Genomic DNA, 18,275 nt, shown 5'->3' with positions numbered 1-18,275 from the left:
CGCTTAAGGTGCCAGCCGCAGCAGGCGGATGGAAACGCGCTTGCCCTTGGAATAGTTGAGGCCGTCGATGGTCGCGAGCGTCTCCAGCGCGACCGCCTGGGTCTGCTCCTGGAAGGCCGGCCACCGCCGCTCCTCGACCGCGACGAGCGTGCAGTCGGGATTGGCGATCAGCAGAGGCAATGCCTCCTCGGTCCGCACCAGGGCCGTGTCGGTGCCGGCCAGGAAGACCAGGCTCGGCTCGCCATAGCCGACCGACACCAGACGCGCCGGCTTCCCGCACGCAGCCGGCGTGTGATCGGCCACCGCCGCCGCCAGCCGCGACGACACCCAAAGCTGGGATAACCCCGGAATGACCTGACTGTAGGACGACCAGTAGGCCAGGCCGGCCGCCAGCACGACCACGCCCAGCGGGAACGGCGCCGCATAGGCGCGCCGCGCAAAGCGGTAAAGCGCATAGGCGAGGATGCCGAACCCGGCCGCTGCCGCGATGCTCGCCAGGTTGAAATCGCCGCCGATGAAGGGCGGCCCGGCGAACATGGCGATGCCCAGCCCGGCCGCAACGGCGACGGCAATCCAGACCGGCGCCCGCACCAGCTCCGCCACCCAGCGCCGCTTGGGTTTCTGCCCGGCCCGCACCAGCATATAGCCCGCCAGCAAGGCCAGCGCCGGGTAGAGCGGCAGCACATAATGGGGCAGCTTGGTCGCCACCGCCTCGAACACCAGCCAGCTTGGCACGATCCAGGCGAGGCAGAAGCGCACCGCCGGCGCCATCCGCCCGCGCCAGGCGCCGAGCCCGGCAAAGCCCAGCAGCGCCGCGGCCGGCCAGAACGTCACCCAAACCAGCAGCAGATACAGCCCCGGCGGGCCGCCATGCCGTTCCTGCCCCGCGTCGATCTTGGCGAGAAAGTCGCGCCCGACCGCCTCGTCCCAGAAGGCGCCGTGGGTGGCGAAGTGAATGGCGACGAACCAGGGCACGATCACCGCCAGCGCCAGCGGCAGGCCCCAGAGCGGCCGCAGCGCCTTCAGCCAGGCGAAGCGCCAGTGCCAGAGCGCCAGGGTCAGGGCCGTCAGCCCGGCAATCATCACCACCACCGGCCCCTTGACCAGCACGCCGGCGCCGATGGCCAACCAGAAGGCCGCCGCGGTCCACGGGCCGGTGGTCACCGGCCCTCGCGCCGTCGCCGGATGGTCCGCCATCCAGGCTTTCGCCAACCCCCATTGCGCCGCCAGAATGCAGGCGAGCAAGACCGCGTCGGTCTTGGCCAGATGCGCCTCCACCCCCGGCAGGATGGCGAGGGAGAAAAGGGCGGCGCCGATGGCGCCCACCGGCCCCTTGAACAGGGTTCGGCCGATGCCGGCGGTCAGCAGCACGCTCAGCACCACGCCGATCAGGCTCGGCAGGCGGTAGGCCCAGAGCGCCGTCGGCTCGTTCGGCGCCAGCAGGCCGGCGGAGGCGGCTTGCAGCCAGTAGATGCCGATGGGCTTTTTCAGCCGCGGCTCGTCCTGGAAGGCGATCTGGACGAAATCGCCGGTCTCCAGCATCTGCTTGGAGGCCTGGGCGAAGCGCGGCTCGTCGCGGTCGAGCGGCGGCACCTGCATCTGGCCGGGCCAGTACAGCAGCACCGCCAGCACGGCCAGCAGCGGATAGAAGGCGAGCGGACGCTCCGCCAGCCAGACCGCCCAGGCCGGCACCCAGGACGGGGCCGGCGCGGCGCCGGTCGGCTCAGGGCTTGCCGGCGTCGGCGCGTCCGGCAAGCTTTTCGTGCCAGATGAAATAGATGTTCCGGGCATAGATGATCAGACCCAGCGCCTGGCCGGCGATGAACACCGGGTCGGCGCGATGAATGGCGTAGGCCAGCAGGGTAACCCCGCCGAGAATGCTAAAATACCAGAAAACCTCCGGCACGATGGAACGGCGCGCCCGCTCGGAATAGATCCACTGCATGATGAAGCGCATCATGAACAGGAACTGCGCCACGAATCCCAGCACGATCCAGAACAGTTCATAGCCCGACAGCGAGTCGTACCAGGCTTGGAAAGCGGCGATGGTGGAGTCCAGCATCTCAGGAATCGTCCGCCTCATAGGGGAAAGGCGCCGCCGCGCGGGCGCGCAGCCAGAGCACGCCCAGCAGGTCGCGCAGCGACACCAGCGCCCGACCCCAGTTGGTGTATTTCGAGACCCCGGCGGCCCGCGCCCGGTGGTTCACGTCGACGAAGCGGGTGGCATAGCCATAAGCCGGCGCCAGCGCGGGCAGATAGCGGTGCAGGCCGCGGAAATTCGGCAGGTCGATCAGCAATTCCCGCCGGATCGCCTTCAGCGAGCAGCCGGTGTCGCGGCAATTGTCCTGCAACACCGCCTGGCGGATGGCGTTGGCGGTGCGCGAAACCAGCCGGCGCGCGAACACGTCCTGGCGCTTCAGCCGCAACCCGCCCAGCAGGCCCAGCGGCGGCTCGGCCGGGGCACCCTCCAGCAGGGCAAACAGTTTCGGGATGTCGGCCGGGTCGTTCTGCCCGTCCCCATCCATGGTCACGACCCAGTCGTAGAGCGCCACCTTGGCGCCATTGCGGATCGCGGCGGACTGGCCGGCATTGCGGCGATGGCGCACCAGACGGACGCGCGGATCTTCCGCCCGCATCGCCAGAACGGCGTCGGCGGTGCCGTCCGTACTGGCGTCGTCGATGAAAATCACCTCGAACACCGCATCGGCGGGCAGGACGCTCAGAATCTCCCGCGCCAGCGGGCCGACATTCTCGGACTCGTTGTAGGCGGGGATGACGATGGAAAAGGGCGGCAGCAAAGGCGGCACGGGCTCCGGGCGGCTGGCAGAGCATGGCCGTAGCCCAGCAAAGGGTGCGGGTCAACTGCGGCGCGGCCGCCCGGTGCGGGTCGTGCGGGGTTGGCGGCGGCGGTCATGGGCGCTACATGCGGGTTCGACCCTACGATCCGAGCCTGGACCGCATGAACCTGAAATTCTGGAAACGGACGCCGCGCGTGCCTCTGGTGCGGCTCAGCGGCATGATTTCTCCCGATGGCAATGCGCTGCGTCGCGGCCTGAGCCTGGAGGCGGTGGCGCCGCTGTTGCACCAGGCGTTTTCCATGCCGCGGGCGAAGGCGGTGGCGCTGGCGATCAATTCGCCCGGCGGTTCGCCGGTGCAGTCGGCGCTGATCGCCGCGCGGATTCGGGCGCTGGCGAACGAAAAATCGCTGCCGGTGCTGGGCTTCGTCGAGGACATGGCGGCATCCGGCGGCTATTGGCTGGCCACCGCCGCAGACGAGATTTTCGCCGACGAGGCCAGCGTGGTCGGCTCCATCGGCGTGATCTCCGCCGGCTTCGGCTTTGCCGACGCCATCGCCAAGCTGGGCATCGAGCGCCGCGTGCACACCGCCGGCGAAAACAAGAGCATTCTCGATCCCTTCCGGCCGGAAAAGGCCGAGGACGTGGCCCGGCTCGACGCCATCCTGGAGGATTTGCACGGGGTTTTTCGCAAGCAGGTGGAGAGCCGGCGCGGCGCCAGGCTGAAGACCGACGACCCGGAGATTTTCTCCGGCGCCTTCTGGACCGCCCAGGGTGCGTTGGAGCGGGGACTGATCGACGGCATCGGCCATTTCCGTCCGGTGCTGCGCGAGCGCTTTGGCGAGAAGGTGGAGATCGTGCCGATCAAGGCGAAACAACCGCTGATCCGGCGCCTGACCGGCGGCGGCTTGGGCGCGGACGGGCTGAGCGCGGACCTGGCCGCCCTGGTGGACGAGCGCCTCGCGCGGCAGCGGTACGGAGGCTAGCGCATGTTCGGACTGAGCCTGACCAAGCTGATCGTCCTGGGGCTGGCGATTTACGGCGCCTGGCAGCTGTTCCGCTGGATCGAGAACCGCGGCTCGGGCACGCCCCCTGCCCCGCCCCCGCAGCAGCAGCCGGACGCCCGGTCCGACGACGGCGCGGTCGAGATGGAGCAGGACCCGAAAACCGGCGTCTGGCGCCCCAGAGACCGCGGCTGAGGGGTTGGTCGGGCCGGTCGGTCCCTTAACCCAGCGAAAATATGCTCCCCGGAGGCGGCGGAGCTGCGCTTGTTCCCCGGAGGTGGCGGAGCCGCCATCCGGGGCCGGTCGATCTCGCGAACACGGGCAGCGGCGGTGTTCGCACGCCCAAAGCGATCCCGGCCCGCCGCTCCGCAACGGCCGGGAAACACCAGACCCGACACGCAGCCATGGGCCCCGGAGGTCGCGGAGCCGCCCTTGATTCCCCGGGGGCGGCGGAGCGCCGGTCTACCCCGGGGGCGGCGGAACTGCACTTGTTCCCCGGAGGCGGCGGAACTGCCCTTGTTCCCCGGAGGTGGCGGAGCCGCCATCCGGGGCCGGTCGATCTCGCGAACAGAGGCAGCGGCGGTGTTCGCACGCCCAAAGCGATCCCGGCCCGCCGCTCCGCAACGGCCGGGACGCAGATCCCTAGCGCGCCAGCACCTTCTCCAGCCACGCGGCGTGGGCCAGCGCCTCGTGGGCACGGCCGGAGGCGCCGACGCATTGCAGGCCGACCGGCATGCCCTCCGGCCCTTTCAGTCCAGGCAGGGTCACGCACGGCACACCCAGCATGGTCCAGATGCGGTTGAAATTCGGCGAGCCGGTGAAGGCCAGATTCTTCGGCGCCTCGCCCGGCGCCGCCGGCGTCAACACGGCACCGAAGCGCTGGAACACCTGCCAGAACATCGCCTTGCACGTCGCCTGGACATTGCGCGCCCAGTCGTAATGCTCGCGCGTGTGGGTGCCGCCGTCGGCGATATAGTCCTTCAGCGCCACCGACAGCTTGTTGCCATGCACGCAGCGCTCATAGGCCAGGCCGCGCCAGGCCTCGTAGGTCATGATCACCTCCTGCGCCTCCAGCGCGTCCTTGAACGCGTGCGGCAGTTCGATCTCGACGACCGTACCGCCGGCGGCCACGACGCGGTCGATTGCGGCCTTCATCGCATCGCGAGTGCCGCGCTCGGCATCGCCCCAAGCGGGGGACTTGGTGAAGGCGAAGGACGGCGTCGGCCCGACATCCGCCAACACCTGGATCGGCGACGCCTCCATGATCGAGGCAAAGGCATTGGCGTCGGCCACGGACCGGGCCATACAGCCTATCGTATCAAGGCTTTCCGCCAGAACCTTCATGCCGTTTCGCATGATCCGACCATGGGTGGGCTTGTAGCCAACGACGCCGCAATAACTCGCCGGCCGGATGATCGAGCCGGCGGTCTGGGTGCCGATGCCGAGCGGGACCTGAAAATCCCCGACCCCCGCGGCCGAGCCGCTGGACGACCCGCCCGGCGTGCGGCCCGGATCGTGCGGGTTGCGGGTCGGCCCCGGATTGCGCATGGCGAATTCGGTGGTCACCGTCTTGCCCATCACCACCATGCCGGCATCGCGCAGCAGCGCGACACAGGCCGCGTCGTGGGCCGGTCGGTTGTCCGGATAGATCGGCGAGCCGTGCGTGGTCGGCATGTCGTGGGTGTCGAGAATGTCCTTCACCCCCACCGGCACCCCGTGCAACGGCGAGCGCGGCCGCTCGCCGTCGCGGGCGCGCGCCTCGGCCAGCGCCTGTTCCGGGTCGAGATGGGCCCAGGCCCTGACGGCGTCGTCGCGCGCCTCGATCCGTTCCAGACAGGCCCGAACCAGGTCCTCCGACGTCAGGCGCCCGTTGGCGATGTCGCGGGCGGCTTCGAGGGCGGTCAGTTCGGTTGGATGCGGCATCGGCGGCGCTCTCATGCTTGGCGGCGGGCTTTGGCTGGGCCATAGTCTGCGGCCAGACGGGTCCGACCGCCAAGCCGTTTCCCTGCGACCGAGAGTGCCACCATGTCCGACGCCACCGCCATCCGCCACATTCCCGGCGACGCCATTCGCGACCAGATTGAGGCGGTGCTGACGGCCTGGGGCGTGGCGGCGGAGCCCGCGGCCACCGCGGCGGAAGCGCTGGCGGATGCGGACTTGCACGGCGTCGACTCCCATGGCGTCGGCCTGGTGCCGATGTACGACCAGCGCCGCGGCCAGGGCCGGATCAATGTCAGCGCCCAACCGAAAGTTGTGCGAGAGAAAGCCGCAGTCGCCCTGATCGACGCCGACCGGTCGCTGGGCCATCCGGTCTCGGTCCAGGCCATGCAACTGGCCTGCGACAAGGCACGGGACGCGGGCGTCGGGCTGGTGGGCGTGCGCAATTCCAACCATTTCGGCGCCGCCGGCTATTACTCGCGGCAGGCGGCAAAGGCGGGCATGATCGGCCTCGCCATGACCCATGCGCCCGGTTCCGCCATCGTGCCGACCTTCGGCCGCGATGCGGCGCTCGGCACCAATCCGATTGCGTTCGCCGCCCCGGCCAGGGCGAACCCGCCGTTCGCGCTCGACATGGCGACATCGACCGTGGCGCTGAACAAGGTCCGCAACTATTACCGCCGCGGCAACGAAATCCCGCTCGGCTGGGCCATGGACGCGGAGGGCCGGCCGACGACCGATCCCAAGGTCGGCTACGAGGCGCGCCGGGTCGCGCCGGTCGGCGGCACTCGCGATCTCGGCAGCCACAAGGGCTATGGCCTGGCGATGATGGTGGAAATCCTCTGCGCCGTGCTGACCGGCGCCTGGGCCGAGCCGGGCGAAAGCGATGCGGAGGGCCGTCCGGTGAAGAGCGCCACCCAGACCGGCCACTTTTTCCTGGCCATCGACCCCAACCGCCTGCGCGGCGGCGAAGCGTTCGGCGAGGATCTGGACCGGATGATCGACATGCTGCACGCCACGCCGCCGGTCGACCCGGCCCGGCCGGTGCTGGTCGCGGGCGATCCCGAATACGCCACCTATGCCGAACGCTCCGCGACCGGGGTGCCGCTGCCGGAGACCCTGCTCGGCGAGTTGCGGGACGTGGTGAGCCGCTGCAACGCGCCCTGGTTGCTGGGCTGACGTCCCCTGCGCCTCAGCGCTTCCGGGCTGCCTGCTCGCTCATCTGCTGGTGCCGACGCCGGATTTCGAGCGGCCAGGTGCTCTTGATATAGGCGAGCGACGCCGCGATCTCACGATCGCTGAGGGTGCCTTCGAAGGCCGGCATATCGGTTGTGACCGGCCGGCCGGCGACCGCGGAAAGCCCGTACTTGGTCAGCGCGAACAGCACAGAGTCGGGATGGTGCCAGGTGTGGCCGGTCTCGTTGTGCGGCGGTGCCGGCAGGCGCCCGTTCGGCTTGCGCTGCTGCCAGTTCGGCTCGCCGCGCATATCCAGGCCGTGACAGGACGCACACTGCGCCCGGTACACGTCGCGACCGAGCGCGACCAGTTCCGCATCGTTGGCATCGATTGCCGGAACGGCGGCGGCGGACGGTTGCGTCGATTGCCAGTACCGCCAGCCTCCCACGCCAACCACAGCCACGATCACCACGGCCAGAGCCCAAACCACCGGCTTTTTCATCTCGCACCAATCCCAACGGCACTACCCGGAACACGGTCCGGCCATCAGGGCCGCGACGCCCTTTGCTTGCCCCAATTCCGGATTGGTTTCAACCGCATGGCCAGCGGCGCTGAAGCAGCCGAAACACGGCATAGCTCGCCGCCGTCAGGACATAGAGCGCGATGGCAACCGCCAGGGGCGCCTCCACGGCACCGATGCGGTCGTACAACCAGCCGCCCAGAATGGGCGCCGCGGCGGTGATCGGATACATGGCGCTGTAGAACACCGCCATCCCGAACGCGCGGCGCTCCGGCGCCATGGCCTGGCCGGTCAGCGCCATGATGACGCCGGCGGGCGCCATGGCGATCAGGCCGTAGACGACGATGGCCGGCAGGGTCCAGCCCGGCTCCGGAAAGGCGAGCAATGCGCCGATGCCGGCCGCCATGCCCAGATAGAGCACCGTGTCCGGACGGCCCGTGCGGTCGGCCAGGATGCCGCCGAAGGGCAGGCTCAACACCATCAGCCAGCTGACAAGGCTCACCTGCGCCGTCGCCGCGACCGGGTCGGCCCCCTCGACGATCAGCACCTGCGCGCCGAAACTCAGATAGACCGCATAGGCCGCGTTGAAGCCGGACCACGCCAGGGCCGCCGCGCCCGTCAGCCACCATTCGCGCCGGGTGAGCCGCATCTGGCCGCGCATGGCCCTGCCGTGGATCTCGCCATAGGGCGAGCGGTAGGTGAGCCAGACCAACAGGGTCGCCACAACCCCATAGACCGTGGCGGACCCGATGGCGGCCTGCCAGCCGAATGTCTGGCCGACCCATCCATGGGTCAGCTGGCTAAGCGCGATGCCGGCCGGCCAGCTCATGGTGAGGATGCCCATGGCGGCGGCGATCTCGCGCCCGGCAAACCAGTCCGCGACCATCTTGGTGAAATACAGCGAGCAGACGACGAAGCCGACGCCGGTCAGCAGGCGGCCCGCGGCGATGCCGTCGAAGCCGCTGGCCTGGCTCGCCACCGCCCCGCCGGCGGCCACGAAGGCCAGCCCCAGGCTGAGGGCGGCGCGGTCGCTCATCCAGCGGGCCAGCAGGCCGGTCGGGAAGGCCAGCGCCACGCCCGGCAGAAACATGAAGCCGATCAGCGTGCCGAGTTGGGCGTAGGAGAGCGACAGTTCCGTCGTCACCTGCTCGCCCACGGACACGAGCGACTGAAACTGCACGCCCAACGCCGTGCGCCCCAGGAACAGGCACAGCAGGATCGTCCAGCGGCGGGGCATGGCAGACACCACGGGTTTCTCGGAGAATGGCAGGCCGGACGCAAGACAAGCCGGCAAGAGGAAGCTAAACTCTGGCGCAAATCCCGCCTCGGAGCCAGTCCCTTGCCGCAGATTGCCGTCGACACCATCAAAGCCCAGATCGCGAGCGTGCTGACCGCCTGGGGCATGCCGGCCGGGCATGTCGCCACCACCGCCGACCTGATGGTCGAGGCCGACATTCGCGGCATCGACAGCCACGGCATCGGCATGCTGCCGCAATACCACGACCGGCGCAAAGACGGCCGCATCATCGTGCCGGGCGACATTCGCGTGGTCGAGGACCTGCCGGCCATGACCTTCATCGACGCCGGCCACGCCCTGGGCCATGTGCCGGCGAAAATGGCAATGCAGAGCGCGATCGCGAAGGCCAAGGACATGGGGGTCGCCGTCGCCGTGGTGCGGAACTCGAACCATTTCGGTGCGGCCGGCGTTTATTCCACCATGGCGCTGGACGCGGGCCTGATCGGCATCTGCATGACCGGCACCAGCCAGCGCTCCATCGTGCCGCCCAGGGCGCGGGAGCCGATGTTCTCGACCAACCCGATCGCCATGGCGGCACCGGCCCAGCGCAACCCGGCCTTCAGCCTCGACATGGCGACCAGCACGGTGGCGGTGGGCAAGCTCAACATCTACCGCCGCGCCGGCAAGGCCATGCCGGTCGGCTGGGCGCTGAAAGAGGACGGCTCGTCGGAGACCGACGGGGAGGCCGCGTTCTACGCCACGCCGAAGCGGATGACGCCGCTCGGCGGCACCGAGGACGGCGGCAGCCACAAGGGCTATGGCCTGGCCATCATGGTCGACATTCTCTGCAGCGTGCTCTCGGGCTCGTATTTCGGCGGGCGCGACCTGGCCACCGGCGAGCCGGGAGACTTCATCAATGTCGGCAGCTTCTTCCTGGCCATCGACCCGATGTTCTTCCGCGGCGAGCCGGGGGCGTTCGAGGCCGACATGGACGCACTGATCGACCAGATGCACGGCATCGCCCCGCTCGACCCGGCCCAGCCCGTGCTGGTGGCGGGCGAGCCGGAGGAAGCCGCCCGCGCCCTGCGCCTGGCCGAGGGCGTGCCGATGACCGACACACTCTATGGCGAGGTCCGGCGCGTGGCGGAGGAAAGCGGGGTGCCGTTCCTGTTCGGCTAGACCAATTTCAAGCACAATGGAATCACTGTGCGGCTCGGATAATTGCGTAAAATCCAACGACTATATCGAGTTCTTTCCCTTTTGGCTCACCACCGCATCTCCCCTGTCCCCGCTTCCGCGGGAGATGGGGCAGGAGAGTGGGTCAACCAGTGCCGAAACCGCTCCGGGCGGCTGGGTTACGGCCACGACAGGACTTCGCCCCGGCGTCATTGCGAGGCTGAGCCGAAGCAATCCAGGGCAGCGTCGTGCCGCGTCGGGGCAGTGCCTGGATTGCTTCGTCGCCTCCGGCTTCTCGCAATGACGGCAGGGGTGTGGTTCTTCGCAATGACGCCGAGCGGGCACCGGCGCACCCGCCCGCCTCAACGGTACTTGTACGTCCCCTGCCCCGAGGCCAGCACCGCGCCGGTCTCCGGGTCGATGACCTTGGCGTCGGCGAAATACAGCGAGCGGCCGGCGCGGGTGAGTTCGCCCACGGCCTCCACCGCTGCGCCCTTGGTCGCGCCGATATACTGGCAGGCGGTGGAGACGGTCACCGCCGCCTTGCCGCGGCCGGTGTCGGCGTCATAGGTGCCGGCGAACATGCCGGCGGAATCCAGCAACGCCCCGATCACGCCGCCATGAATAAAACCCTGGCGGTTGCGGTGCTGCGGACCGAGGGCAACACGAATGCGCACAAAGCCCTCGCGCCATTCCACCCGCTCGAACGCCATAAAGCTCTCGAAATGCTGGCCGTCCTCGCCTTCCGGCATAAAGGCTTGGGTCATGGGCGCGCCATCGCCTCCAGCAGCGCCTGCACCGGCGTCTCGCCCGGACCGTCCAGCACCAGGGCTTTCAACCGCTGGCCGCGCTCGCCCAGCAGCGCGTCGTACTTGGCGAGCAGCCCTGCGGTATAGTCCGGCGAATCGTGTGCGCCCGAAGGATTGTCGCGATCCTCCCGCACCACTCCATCGGCGGTGTGAACCTCGACCCAGCCCGGATATTGCGCCGGATAGAGCGCGTCCAGACGCTCGTCGCCGACGATCTCGATGCGTTGGGCCAGGTCCACCACGTCCGGCGAGCGCATGCGCTCGTCCGTGAACTGGTCGGGCAGGACAGCGCCGTCCAGCAAGGCGACGGCGATGCAATACCGCGCCGACATCTGCGCGAACAGCGCCGTGCCGGGCGCGTAAGGGTAGCCGCACTGCACATCCACCACCTTCGGCAGGCCGGTCACCACCCGCTCGCCCGGCAGCGGCGCGCGACCCAGCCGGTTGCGGATGGCAATGGCGCAGTCGTTGTAGGCATGCACCGAGCCGCAGCAGGAATAGGGCTTGAAATTGTTGGTCAGCAACTCCCAGCGCTGGCCGAGGCCGTCCAGCAGCCGCGAACCGTCGGCATGGTCGCTGAACGCGGTCAGGAACGAGCCATCGTCGGTCTCCAGCACCTTGGTCGGGCCGGAGAAGCCGCGGGCGGCCAGTTCCGCCGCCATGACGCCGCTCTGCGCCGCGCGGCCGGGATGGAAGCGCTTGCTCATGGCGCCGTCGGCGTTGAACGCGAACAGGCCCGAACCCTGGGTGGCGCCGAGGCCGATGGCCCAGGCAGTCTCCTCGCCGCCGAGCCAAAGCAGCCAGCTTGCCGCCGCCGCGGCACCCACCGGGCCGCAGACGCCGGTCAGGTGCCAGCCGCGCAGGCGGGCCTGGTTCGGGTCCAGCGCCATGGACAGCCGGATCATGGTCTCATAGCCGACGGCGATGCCGCCCAGAAGCTGGCCAAGATTGCAGGTGTTCGCCTGCGCCACCGCCATGGCGGCCGGGATCACCACGGCGCCGGGGTGCAGCTTCTGGCAGAAATCGTCGAGTTCGAACGCGTGGGCGGCGATGCCGTTGACGAAAGCGGCATCGGAGGTGCGCAGCAACGCCTCCTCCTCGCCCCAGATGGTGGCGGCATCGTCGCTGTCGGGCGCCGTGGCGCCATAGGCCCATTCGCGCGCGATCCCGGCCCATTCCTCGCCCTGGCCGTGCAGGCCGACGCCGAGCGTATCGAGCAGCGCCCGGCGCATGGCGCCCTGCACCGCGGCCGGCAGTTCGCCGCGGTCGAAGCCGCTGATCCAGCCGGCCAGGTCGCGGGTCAGATTGGCCGGCAATTTGCCGGTGCTGGCGAGAGAGTCGGGCATGGCATCGTGCTTCTGTCGAGACGGCGGATATGGAAGAGAAAGGCGCGTATACAGGCAGCACAGACCTGTATACGCGCATCCCGCGACGCGGCGAAAGCAAATTCCGCCGCGCATTTAGTGGCCAGCGGCACCAATCGCTAGGACGGAAGCACTTTGCGGCGGCACACGATCACACCGAGCCCGGCAAAGCCTGCCGCCATCATCGGCAGCACTGCCGGCGCGGAAACCGTGGGTCCCGGTACGGCGATGGACAGGGAATAGTCGAGATCTTGCGAGGGCACCATTTGACCGAAGTCGTTCATGACCTCCGAAATGGTCGAGGCCGCGTGCAAGTTCATCGTGCCGGCAACGGTGTCGAAAAAGCCGGCCGCATCCGAGACGGCAATATCGAAAAGCATATCGAGCGTCGTCGCCCCGTTGCTCATGCCGAACGTGACATCGGTCGTCTCGGTAATCGTGAAAACGAACCCGCCGGTTTCCGTCCCGGGCGCGCTGGCCGGATCCGTCACCACGGACCGGTCATAGGCCTGCTGGAAAAACTGGCCGTTGTTGGCGCTGCCGGTGGACATGACCAGTTCCAGGACAACCCCCGTTATCTGCTGAAAGAGAATGCCCGCCAGTTCCTGGGTTGCGGATGTCCCGATCGGAACGAACACGCCCCCTTCATAGGCAGCCACCCGCAGCGACCCGCCCGATACAAGGGGCTGAACCGACGGTCCCGAAACCATCGCGGTCGGATCATACCCCTTCACATCGAAGAAGCCGTAGTCGACCGTTGCGCTGGTGTTCGGGTCGGCGTACGGCGCCGCGTGCACAGCCGTCGCCCAAACCCCAACCGCGAGACCGACGGCACAACCAAAACGCTGTAATATTGAAATGCTCATCTAGTCACCCCTCATTTTCCGATAAATTTCAGAAATTTGGTCAGAAACAAGGGGAAACTATACAATCACTCCTTACCCCCAATATTTCCAACCACAGGAAGCTTAGGAGGCCGTATCACTTTGGTCAATTGCCGCCCGACCGAAATTTTTCCTTACGAATGATCCGGACTTATTCCGCGGCTCGCGCGGCGGACACGGTGCGCAGCCCCGGAGTCTTTGCGGCCGAGACATAGACAAAGCCGTCCATCAGCCGGCGCTGGGTGCGGAGGACGCTGGCGGTTTCCGCGTGCCACGCGCCGTCGGCCTGGCGCTGCACGTCGGCGTCGACCACCGTGGTGCCCGAGGCCTGGCCCACGCGCACGAGCTTGCCGGGGCGCGTCACCTCGTGCACCAGCGTGCCCTCGATCTTGGCGGCGCAGGCGGTGCAGAGCGCGCCCGTCAGCGGGATCGCCCGGTGCGGTGCGCCGACCGAGATCATGCGGGCCAGCAGGTCGACCTCGCCCGCCGCCATGGTCTTGCCGTCCAGCGTCGTCGAGTCCAGCGGCGGCGCGACGAACGCCACTTTCGGGGCCGCGGGCATCCGTTCCGCCTCCGCCAGGCTGCCGCCGATGCCCATGGCGACGCTGGCCGCCTGGCGGATCGCCTCCAGTTTGGCGAGCAGCGCGGCGTCATTGTCCATGGCCAGCGGCGACTCGTTGCCGAGCGCGCCGACATCGCCCGCGCGGACGAAGACGCAGGGGTTCGCCGCGTCGACCATGGAGGCCTCGATGGTCGAGCCGTCCGCCAGGGTCAGCCAATCGCGGACGTTTCCGGTCGGCAGGATTTTGCCGGTACGGGCGCCGCCGGGGCGGAGGAAGTCCAGCGACACCGGCGAACCCAGGCCGGCCACGCCCGGCAGTTCGAAATCGCCGTCCACCGCGGCCCTGCCGTCGTCCATGGCGAAGCGGCTGATGATGATCTTGTCGGTGTTGGTGTTATAGATGCGCACCCGCGCCGCCTCGCCCGTGACGGCCACCAACCCCTCGTCCACCGCGAACGGCCCCATGGCGCTCGACATGTTGCCGCAATTCGAACTCTCGTCGACCGTATCGGCGGTGGGGGACAGTTGGAAAAAGCTGTAGTCGATATCGGCGTCCGCACGGGCGCTGGGCGCGATCACGCAGACCTTGCTCAGCGAGGAAATGCCGCCGCCCATACCGTCGAGTTGGCGGCCATAGGGATCGTTGGCGCCGATGGCGGCGCGGAAGATGTCCGGCCAGAGCGTGCGGTCCGCCGGCAGGTCGCGGGCGTGGAACACCAGGGCCTTGCTGGTGCCGCCGCGCATGAAGGTGGCGGGGATCCGGAATTGACGCATGAAGGGCTTCCCTTGCGGCCATGTTGGCGTCACTGTCGCGCCAAACGCTGTCAAACGCAACGGAGCCCCTTCGCCCCATGACCTGGCTTGAAGCATCCGACTGGCCGACCGAGGCCCCCGGCGACCGCTTTGCCGCCCTCGTCGCCCGCCCCGGCATCCTGCGCATTCCGGGCGCCCACAACGCCATGGCCGGCCTGCTGGCAAAGAAGCAGGGCTTCGAGGCGCTCTATGTCAGCGGCGCGGCGGTGACCGCCTCGCTCGGCATACCGGACGTGGGCATTCTGAGCCTGGAGGAACTCTGCTTCTTCACCCGCAGCATTTATCGCGCGACGCGGCTGCCGCTGCTGGTGGATGCCGACACGGGCTATGGCGAGGTGATGAACGTCATGCGCACCGTGCGCGAACTGGAGGCCGCCGGCGCCGCCGCCATGCAGATGGAGGACCAGGTGCTGCCGAAGAAATGCGGCCACCTGAACGGCAAGCAACTCGTGACCACCGCGGAGATGTGCGAGAAGATCGCCGCCGCGCGCAAGGCCCGCACCCATCTGCGCATCGTCGCCCGCACCGACTCGGTCGCGAACGAGGGCCTGGACGGCGGCATCGCCCGCGCCAGGGCCTATGTCGCGGCGGGCGCCGACTATGCCTTTGCCGACGGTGTCACCGACGCGGAGGGCTTCCGCCGGTTTGCGAACGAATGCGGCGCGCCGTTCATGGCCAACATGACCGAATTCGGCAAGACTCCGTACTTCACCGCCAGCGAGTTCGAGGAAATGGGCTGCAAGCTGGTGATCTGGCCGGTCTCCTCCATGCGGGTTGCGGCCAAGGCGATGGAGCGCTGCTACGCCGAACTGGCCGCGAAGGACACGCTGTTCGACCATCTGGACCAGATGCAGACGCGGGCCGAGTTGTACGACACCATCGGCTACCACGACTTCGAGGCGCTGGATGCCTCCGTTGCCAAGACCGTGGTGCCGGAAGACCGGCGCAAGCGGAGTTAAGCCCCGCCCCTCTCCCCGGTGGGAGCATTGCAGGCCTTCTCCCCCGCGTCATTGCTTCGGCTCCGCCTCGCAATGACGCCGGGCGAAAGGGAGAAAGCCCCCACCCTCACTCCCAGCGCCGCGGCGGGCCCATGAGCAGCACCAGTACGGTCGCGACCAGGCCGCTCGCCGCGCCGATCAGGATCGGCAGGTCGTAGCTCTGATAGAGGTCGAAGGCGCGCCCGGCCAACGGCGGGCCGGCGAGCGTGCCGAAGGCGACGCTCGTATAGAGCCAGCCGATAATGCTGGAGAGCTTCTTCACCCCGAAATAGTCGGCGCTGACCGCCGGCGCCGTGCCGACAAAGCCGCCATAGCAAAGCCCATAGACCACAGCGAACACGTATAGCGCCCAGATATTGCCGCCCCAGTACCAGACCAGGTCCATGGCGCCGACGCCGGCATACATCAGCGCCAGCGCGTTGCGGCGCCCGATGCTGTCGGCCAGGCTCGCCAGCACGAACCGACCGAGCGTCGAGCCGACGCCGATCAGCATCAGCAGAAACACGCCGGTCCCCTCGCCCAGCCCCTTGTCGATGGCATAGGGCTCCAGGTGGACGAACGGCACGAACAGGCCCAGCGACAGCGCCAGCGACGAGAGATACAGCAGGATGAAGCCGCGCGAGGCCAGCGCCTGCCGCACGCTCGCCCCCGTCAGGCCGGTGCCGGAGCGGCGGGCGGCGCGATGCACCGGCGGGTCGTCGATCTGAAGCGCCGCCAGAAAGCCCAGCACCAACACGCAAATGCCGATCACGCCATAGGCATAGCGCCAGCCGCCGGGCCGGTCGATCAGCAGTTCGGCAATGCCCGGCATCAGCATGGTGCCCGCGCCGATGCCGGCAGCCGCAAAGCCGGCCGCCATGGCCCGGCGCACCGTAAACCAGCGCTGCACCGCGCCGATGGCCGGGACGTAGAAAAAGCCGATGCCGACGCCGATGCCGAGCCCAAAGGCCCAATAGGCTTCCCAAAGGCTCTGGGCGAACGCGCCCCAGACAATGCCGCCACCGCACAGCACCACGCCCAGCAGCACCACCGGCCTGGTGCCGATCGCGTCGGCTATGGCACCGCTCAGCGCGCCCAACATGAAGTAGAGAAAGCCCGAAATGCCGAAGATCAGGGCCACGTCCTGGCGGCTCGCCTGGAATTCGACTTCCAGCGAAGGGAAGAAGGCCGTGAACGCATAGGCGGCGCCAAACCCTAGAAACAACAGGAAAAAGACTGCGGCCACCATCGACCAGCCGCGCGCGCTGTCTATCATTGCCGGGAGGCTCCTGCACTCGGTTCGTGGGCGAGCATAGCCGGCGGCAGACGCACCCGCTATAACGGGATCGCTCGTCCCTCCCCCGGATCATCGTCGGAAACCATGGCCCATGCTCCCGCAAACGGCACGCTGTTCCTGGTCGTCGGGCCGAGCGGCGCGGGCAAGGACACGCTGATCGACGGCGCCCGCGCGGCCCTGGCGGATCATCCGGGCTACCGCTTCGCCCGCCGCACCATCACCCGGCCGGCCGACGCCGGCGGTGAGGCCCATCGCGCCGCGACTCCGGCGGCGTTCGAGGCCATGACGGCTGCGGAGGCGTTTGCGCTCGCATGGGGCGCACACGACCTGCGCTATGGCATCCCGCATGCGGAACTGGCTCCCCGCAACGAGGGCGTTCACGTGATTGCCAATGTCTCGCGCGGCATTCTGGACGCGGCCCGCGCCACGCTCCAACCGGTGCGCGTGGTCTCGGTCATCGTGCCGCCGGCGGTCTTGCGGGCGCGGCTGCTGGCCCGCGGCCGCGAGACGGAGGCCGATGTCGAGCGCCGTCTCGCGCGCGCCGCCGCGTTGGAGGTCGCTGGCCCGGATGTCCGCCCTGTGGTCAACGACCGTTCGGTGGCCGAGGGCGTGGCCCTGTTCCTGGACGCCATCGGGGCCGGCGCGCCATAATCCCCCGAACCGTCACCCAACCGCATTTGCGAGGATCGCGCCCATGTCCTGGTTTCCCCCGCCCGAAGTCATCACCGCCGAAGTGTTCTGCGAAGTGCCGGAAGCCTATCGCCGGCATGGCCAGCGCTCGGTCTGGGCGGATATCAACCGCCAGGGCCTGCCCAAGGACTGTTTCGTCGAGGGGCCGAGCTTCGACCGCGCCGGCAATCTCTATTTCGTCGACATCCCCTGGGGCCGGATTTTCCGCGCCAAGCCGGACGGCACGGTCGATCTGGTGGCCGAATACGACGGCGAACCGAACGGCCTGCGCATTCACAAGGACGGCCGCATTTTCATCGCCGATTACAAGAACGGCATCATGGAGCTGAACCCCGACACCGGCGCCGTCACCGAGCATTGCACCCGCTTCCGGCTGGAAGCGTTCAAGGGCTGCAACGACCTCGCCTTTGCCAGCGACGGCACGCTCGCCTGGACCGACCAGGGCCAGACCGGCCTGCAGGACCCGACCGGCCGGGTGTTCCGCCTGACCCCGGACGGCAGGCTCGACTGCCTGCTATCCGGCATTCCAAGCCCGAACGGGCTGGTCTGGAGCCTGGACGACAAGATTCTCTACGTGGCGGTGACGCGGGCGAACGCGGTCTGGCGCGTGCCGATCATGCTGGACGGCGCGGCCAGCAAGGTCGGCAATTTCATTCAGATGTCGGGCGGCACCGGGCCGGACGGGATTTCGATCACCGCTGACGGCGGGCTGGTGATTTCCCATGTGGGTCTGGGCGCCATCTGGGTGCTCGACAAGCTGGGCCAGCCGATCTATCGGGTGAACTCGCCGAAGGGCCGCTCCACCACCAATGTCGCGTTCGGCGGGCCGGAGAACAAAGACCTCTACATCACCGAGAGCGACACCGGCACCATCCTGAAAGCCACCCTGCCCGTAGCCGGCGCCACGCTCTACTCGCACCAGTAGGCAGAAGGCCAATCGTCTTGTTGGGGGACAATGGCGAGCCCCTTCCCGCCTCCCGGCGTCATTGCGAGCCGAAGGCGAAGCAATCCAGAAACGCCCCGTTGCCAAGCC

Annotated in this window: 18 protein-coding genes; 7 read left to right on the top strand and 11 right to left on the bottom strand. The window is 68.5% G+C overall.

The features are described 5' to 3' along the window. Positions 1-3 precede the first annotated feature (3 nt). The 3 genes from H6844_18240 to H6844_18230 all read right to left on the bottom strand — a co-directional run bounded on the left by H6844_18240 (position 4) and on the right by H6844_18230 (position 2,795). Entirely contained in the window at positions 4-1,599 is a 1,596-nt protein-coding gene (locus H6844_18240) for a glycosyltransferase family 39 protein (GenBank protein MCB9931348.1), read from the bottom strand. 124 nt (positions 1,600-1,723) lie between these two features. Further along, positions 1,724-2,062 (bottom strand): lipid-A-disaccharide synthase N-terminal domain-containing protein, encoded by a 339-nt coding sequence (locus H6844_18235; GenBank protein ID MCB9931347.1) that lies wholly within the window; start codon positions 2,060-2,062, stop codon positions 1,724-1,726. Between the two features lies 1 nt (position 2,063). After that, positions 2,064-2,795: a glycosyltransferase family 2 protein gene (locus H6844_18230; GenBank protein ID MCB9931346.1), complete on the bottom strand. Its 732-nt coding sequence runs from the start codon at positions 2,793-2,795 to the stop codon at positions 2,064-2,066. 128 nt (positions 2,796-2,923) lie between these two features. Between H6844_18230 and H6844_18225 the strand changes: the two genes are divergently transcribed. Next, positions 2,924-3,781 (top strand): S49 family peptidase, encoded by an 858-nt coding sequence (locus tag H6844_18225; protein MCB9931345.1) that lies wholly within the window; start codon positions 2,924-2,926, stop codon positions 3,779-3,781. A 3-nt stretch (positions 3,782-3,784) separates the two neighbouring features. Further along, positions 3,785-3,994, top strand: a complete 210-nt coding sequence (locus H6844_18220) for a hypothetical protein (GenBank protein ID MCB9931344.1) — start codon at positions 3,785-3,787, stop codon at positions 3,992-3,994. Between the two features lie 447 nt (positions 3,995-4,441). Here H6844_18220 and H6844_18215 read toward each other — a convergent pair whose 3' ends face one another. Next, on the bottom strand, positions 4,442-5,722 hold the full coding sequence (locus H6844_18215; protein MCB9931343.1) for an amidase: 1,281 nt from the start codon (positions 5,720-5,722) through the stop codon (positions 4,442-4,444). A 102-nt stretch (positions 5,723-5,824) separates the two neighbouring features. Between H6844_18215 and H6844_18210 the strand changes: the two genes are divergently transcribed. Beyond that, positions 5,825-6,916, top strand: a complete 1,092-nt coding sequence (locus H6844_18210; protein MCB9931342.1) for an Ldh family oxidoreductase — start codon at positions 5,825-5,827, stop codon at positions 6,914-6,916. A gap of 13 nt (positions 6,917-6,929) precedes the next feature. Here H6844_18210 and H6844_18205 read toward each other — a convergent pair whose 3' ends face one another. Both H6844_18205 and H6844_18200 read right to left on the bottom strand, forming a co-directional pair. Beyond that, positions 6,930-7,415 carry a cytochrome c gene (locus tag H6844_18205; protein MCB9931341.1) on the bottom strand — a complete coding sequence of 162 codons (486 nt, stop codon included), beginning with the start codon at positions 7,413-7,415 and terminating at the stop codon, positions 6,930-6,932. Between the two features lie 88 nt (positions 7,416-7,503). Beyond that, a complete protein-coding gene (locus H6844_18200; protein MCB9931340.1) occupies positions 7,504-8,679 on the bottom strand; it encodes an MFS transporter in 1,176 nt (391 codons plus the stop codon). Positions 8,680-8,772: 93 nt separating this feature from the next. Here H6844_18200 and H6844_18195 point away from each other — a divergent pair, with 93 nt between their 5' ends. Further along, on the top strand, positions 8,773-9,849 hold the full coding sequence (locus H6844_18195) for an Ldh family oxidoreductase (protein ID MCB9931339.1): 1,077 nt from the start codon (positions 8,773-8,775) through the stop codon (positions 9,847-9,849). A 359-nt stretch (positions 9,850-10,208) separates the two neighbouring features. On the opposite strand, the gene H6844_18190 is transcribed toward H6844_18195, so the two are convergent. From H6844_18190 to H6844_18175, 4 genes are all read right to left on the bottom strand, one after another. Next, complete coding sequence (locus H6844_18190; GenBank protein MCB9931338.1) at positions 10,209-10,613, bottom strand: PaaI family thioesterase; 405 nt, start codon at positions 10,611-10,613, stop codon at positions 10,209-10,211. Beyond that, on the bottom strand, positions 10,610-12,001 hold the full coding sequence (locus H6844_18185; protein ID MCB9931337.1) for an MmgE/PrpD family protein: 1,392 nt from the start codon (positions 11,999-12,001) through the stop codon (positions 10,610-10,612). Before H6844_18185 ends, H6844_18190 begins: the two co-directional genes overlap by 4 nt. A 137-nt stretch (positions 12,002-12,138) precedes the next feature. Then, positions 12,139-12,885 (bottom strand): hypothetical protein, encoded by a 747-nt coding sequence (locus tag H6844_18180; GenBank protein MCB9931336.1) that lies wholly within the window; start codon positions 12,883-12,885, stop codon positions 12,139-12,141. Between the two features lie 169 nt (positions 12,886-13,054). Next, positions 13,055-14,239 (bottom strand): PrpF family protein, encoded by a 1,185-nt coding sequence (locus tag H6844_18175; GenBank protein MCB9931335.1) that lies wholly within the window; start codon positions 14,237-14,239, stop codon positions 13,055-13,057. A gap of 77 nt (positions 14,240-14,316) precedes the next feature. On the opposite strand from H6844_18175, the gene prpB reads away from it, so the two are divergent. Further along, positions 14,317-15,237 carry a methylisocitrate lyase gene (prpB, locus tag H6844_18170; GenBank protein MCB9931334.1) on the top strand — a complete coding sequence of 307 codons (921 nt, stop codon included), beginning with the start codon at positions 14,317-14,319 and terminating at the stop codon, positions 15,235-15,237. A gap of 106 nt (positions 15,238-15,343) precedes the next feature. Here prpB and H6844_18165 read toward each other — a convergent pair whose 3' ends face one another. Next, positions 15,344-16,531: an MFS transporter gene (locus H6844_18165; protein MCB9931333.1), complete on the bottom strand. Its 1,188-nt coding sequence runs from the start codon at positions 16,529-16,531 to the stop codon at positions 15,344-15,346. Positions 16,532-16,636: 105 nt separating this feature from the next. On the opposite strand from H6844_18165, the gene phnN reads away from it, so the two are divergent. Together phnN and H6844_18155 are read left to right on the top strand one after the other, a co-directional pair. Then, complete coding sequence (phnN, locus tag H6844_18160) at positions 16,637-17,203, top strand: phosphonate metabolism protein/1,5-bisphosphokinase (PRPP-forming) PhnN (GenBank protein MCB9931332.1); 567 nt, start codon at positions 16,637-16,639, stop codon at positions 17,201-17,203. A 43-nt stretch (positions 17,204-17,246) separates the two neighbouring features. Continuing rightward, complete coding sequence (locus H6844_18155; GenBank protein MCB9931331.1) at positions 17,247-18,167, top strand: SMP-30/gluconolactonase/LRE family protein; 921 nt, start codon at positions 17,247-17,249, stop codon at positions 18,165-18,167. The last annotated feature ends 108 nt before the right edge of the window (positions 18,168-18,275 follow it).

The organism is Alphaproteobacteria bacterium, from assembly GCA_020638555.1.
In the GTDB taxonomy this organism is placed as follows: Bacteria; Pseudomonadota; Alphaproteobacteria; order Bin95; family Bin95; genus JACKII01.
This window is presented reverse-complemented; position numbering and strand designations above follow the sequence as displayed.

Coding starts and splice junctions, on each gene's coding strand:
- H6844_18215 (MCB9931343.1), bottom strand. CDS start 5,722: ATGCCGCATCCAACCGAACTGACCGCCCTCGAAGCCGCCCGCGACATC.
- H6844_18175 (MCB9931335.1), bottom strand. CDS start 14,239: ATGCGTCAATTCCGGATCCCCGCCACCTTCATGCGCGGCGGCACCAGC.
- H6844_18220 (MCB9931344.1), top strand. CDS start 3,785: ATGTTCGGACTGAGCCTGACCAAGCTGATCGTCCTGGGGCTGGCGATT.
- H6844_18155 (MCB9931331.1), top strand. CDS start 17,247: ATGTCCTGGTTTCCCCCGCCCGAAGTCATCACCGCCGAAGTGTTCTGC.
- H6844_18165 (MCB9931333.1), bottom strand. CDS start 16,531: ATGATAGACAGCGCGCGCGGCTGGTCGATGGTGGCCGCAGTCTTTTTC.
- H6844_18210 (MCB9931342.1), top strand. CDS start 5,825: ATGTCCGACGCCACCGCCATCCGCCACATTCCCGGCGACGCCATTCGC.
- phnN (MCB9931332.1), top strand. CDS start 16,637: ATGGCCCATGCTCCCGCAAACGGCACGCTGTTCCTGGTCGTCGGGCCG.
- H6844_18240 (MCB9931348.1), bottom strand. CDS start 1,599: ATGCAGGTGCCGCCGCTCGACCGCGACGAGCCGCGCTTCGCCCAGGCC.
- H6844_18205 (MCB9931341.1), bottom strand. CDS start 7,415: ATGAAAAAGCCGGTGGTTTGGGCTCTGGCCGTGGTGATCGTGGCTGTG.
- H6844_18235 (MCB9931347.1), bottom strand. CDS start 2,062: ATGCTGGACTCCACCATCGCCGCTTTCCAAGCCTGGTACGACTCGCTG.
- H6844_18185 (MCB9931337.1), bottom strand. CDS start 12,001: ATGCCCGACTCTCTCGCCAGCACCGGCAAATTGCCGGCCAATCTGACC.
- prpB (MCB9931334.1), top strand. CDS start 14,317: ATGACCTGGCTTGAAGCATCCGACTGGCCGACCGAGGCCCCCGGCGAC.
- H6844_18225 (MCB9931345.1), top strand. CDS start 2,924: ATGCGGGTTCGACCCTACGATCCGAGCCTGGACCGCATGAACCTGAAA.
- H6844_18190 (MCB9931338.1), bottom strand. CDS start 10,613: ATGACCCAAGCCTTTATGCCGGAAGGCGAGGACGGCCAGCATTTCGAG.
- H6844_18180 (MCB9931336.1), bottom strand. CDS start 12,885: ATGAGCATTTCAATATTACAGCGTTTTGGTTGTGCCGTCGGTCTCGCG.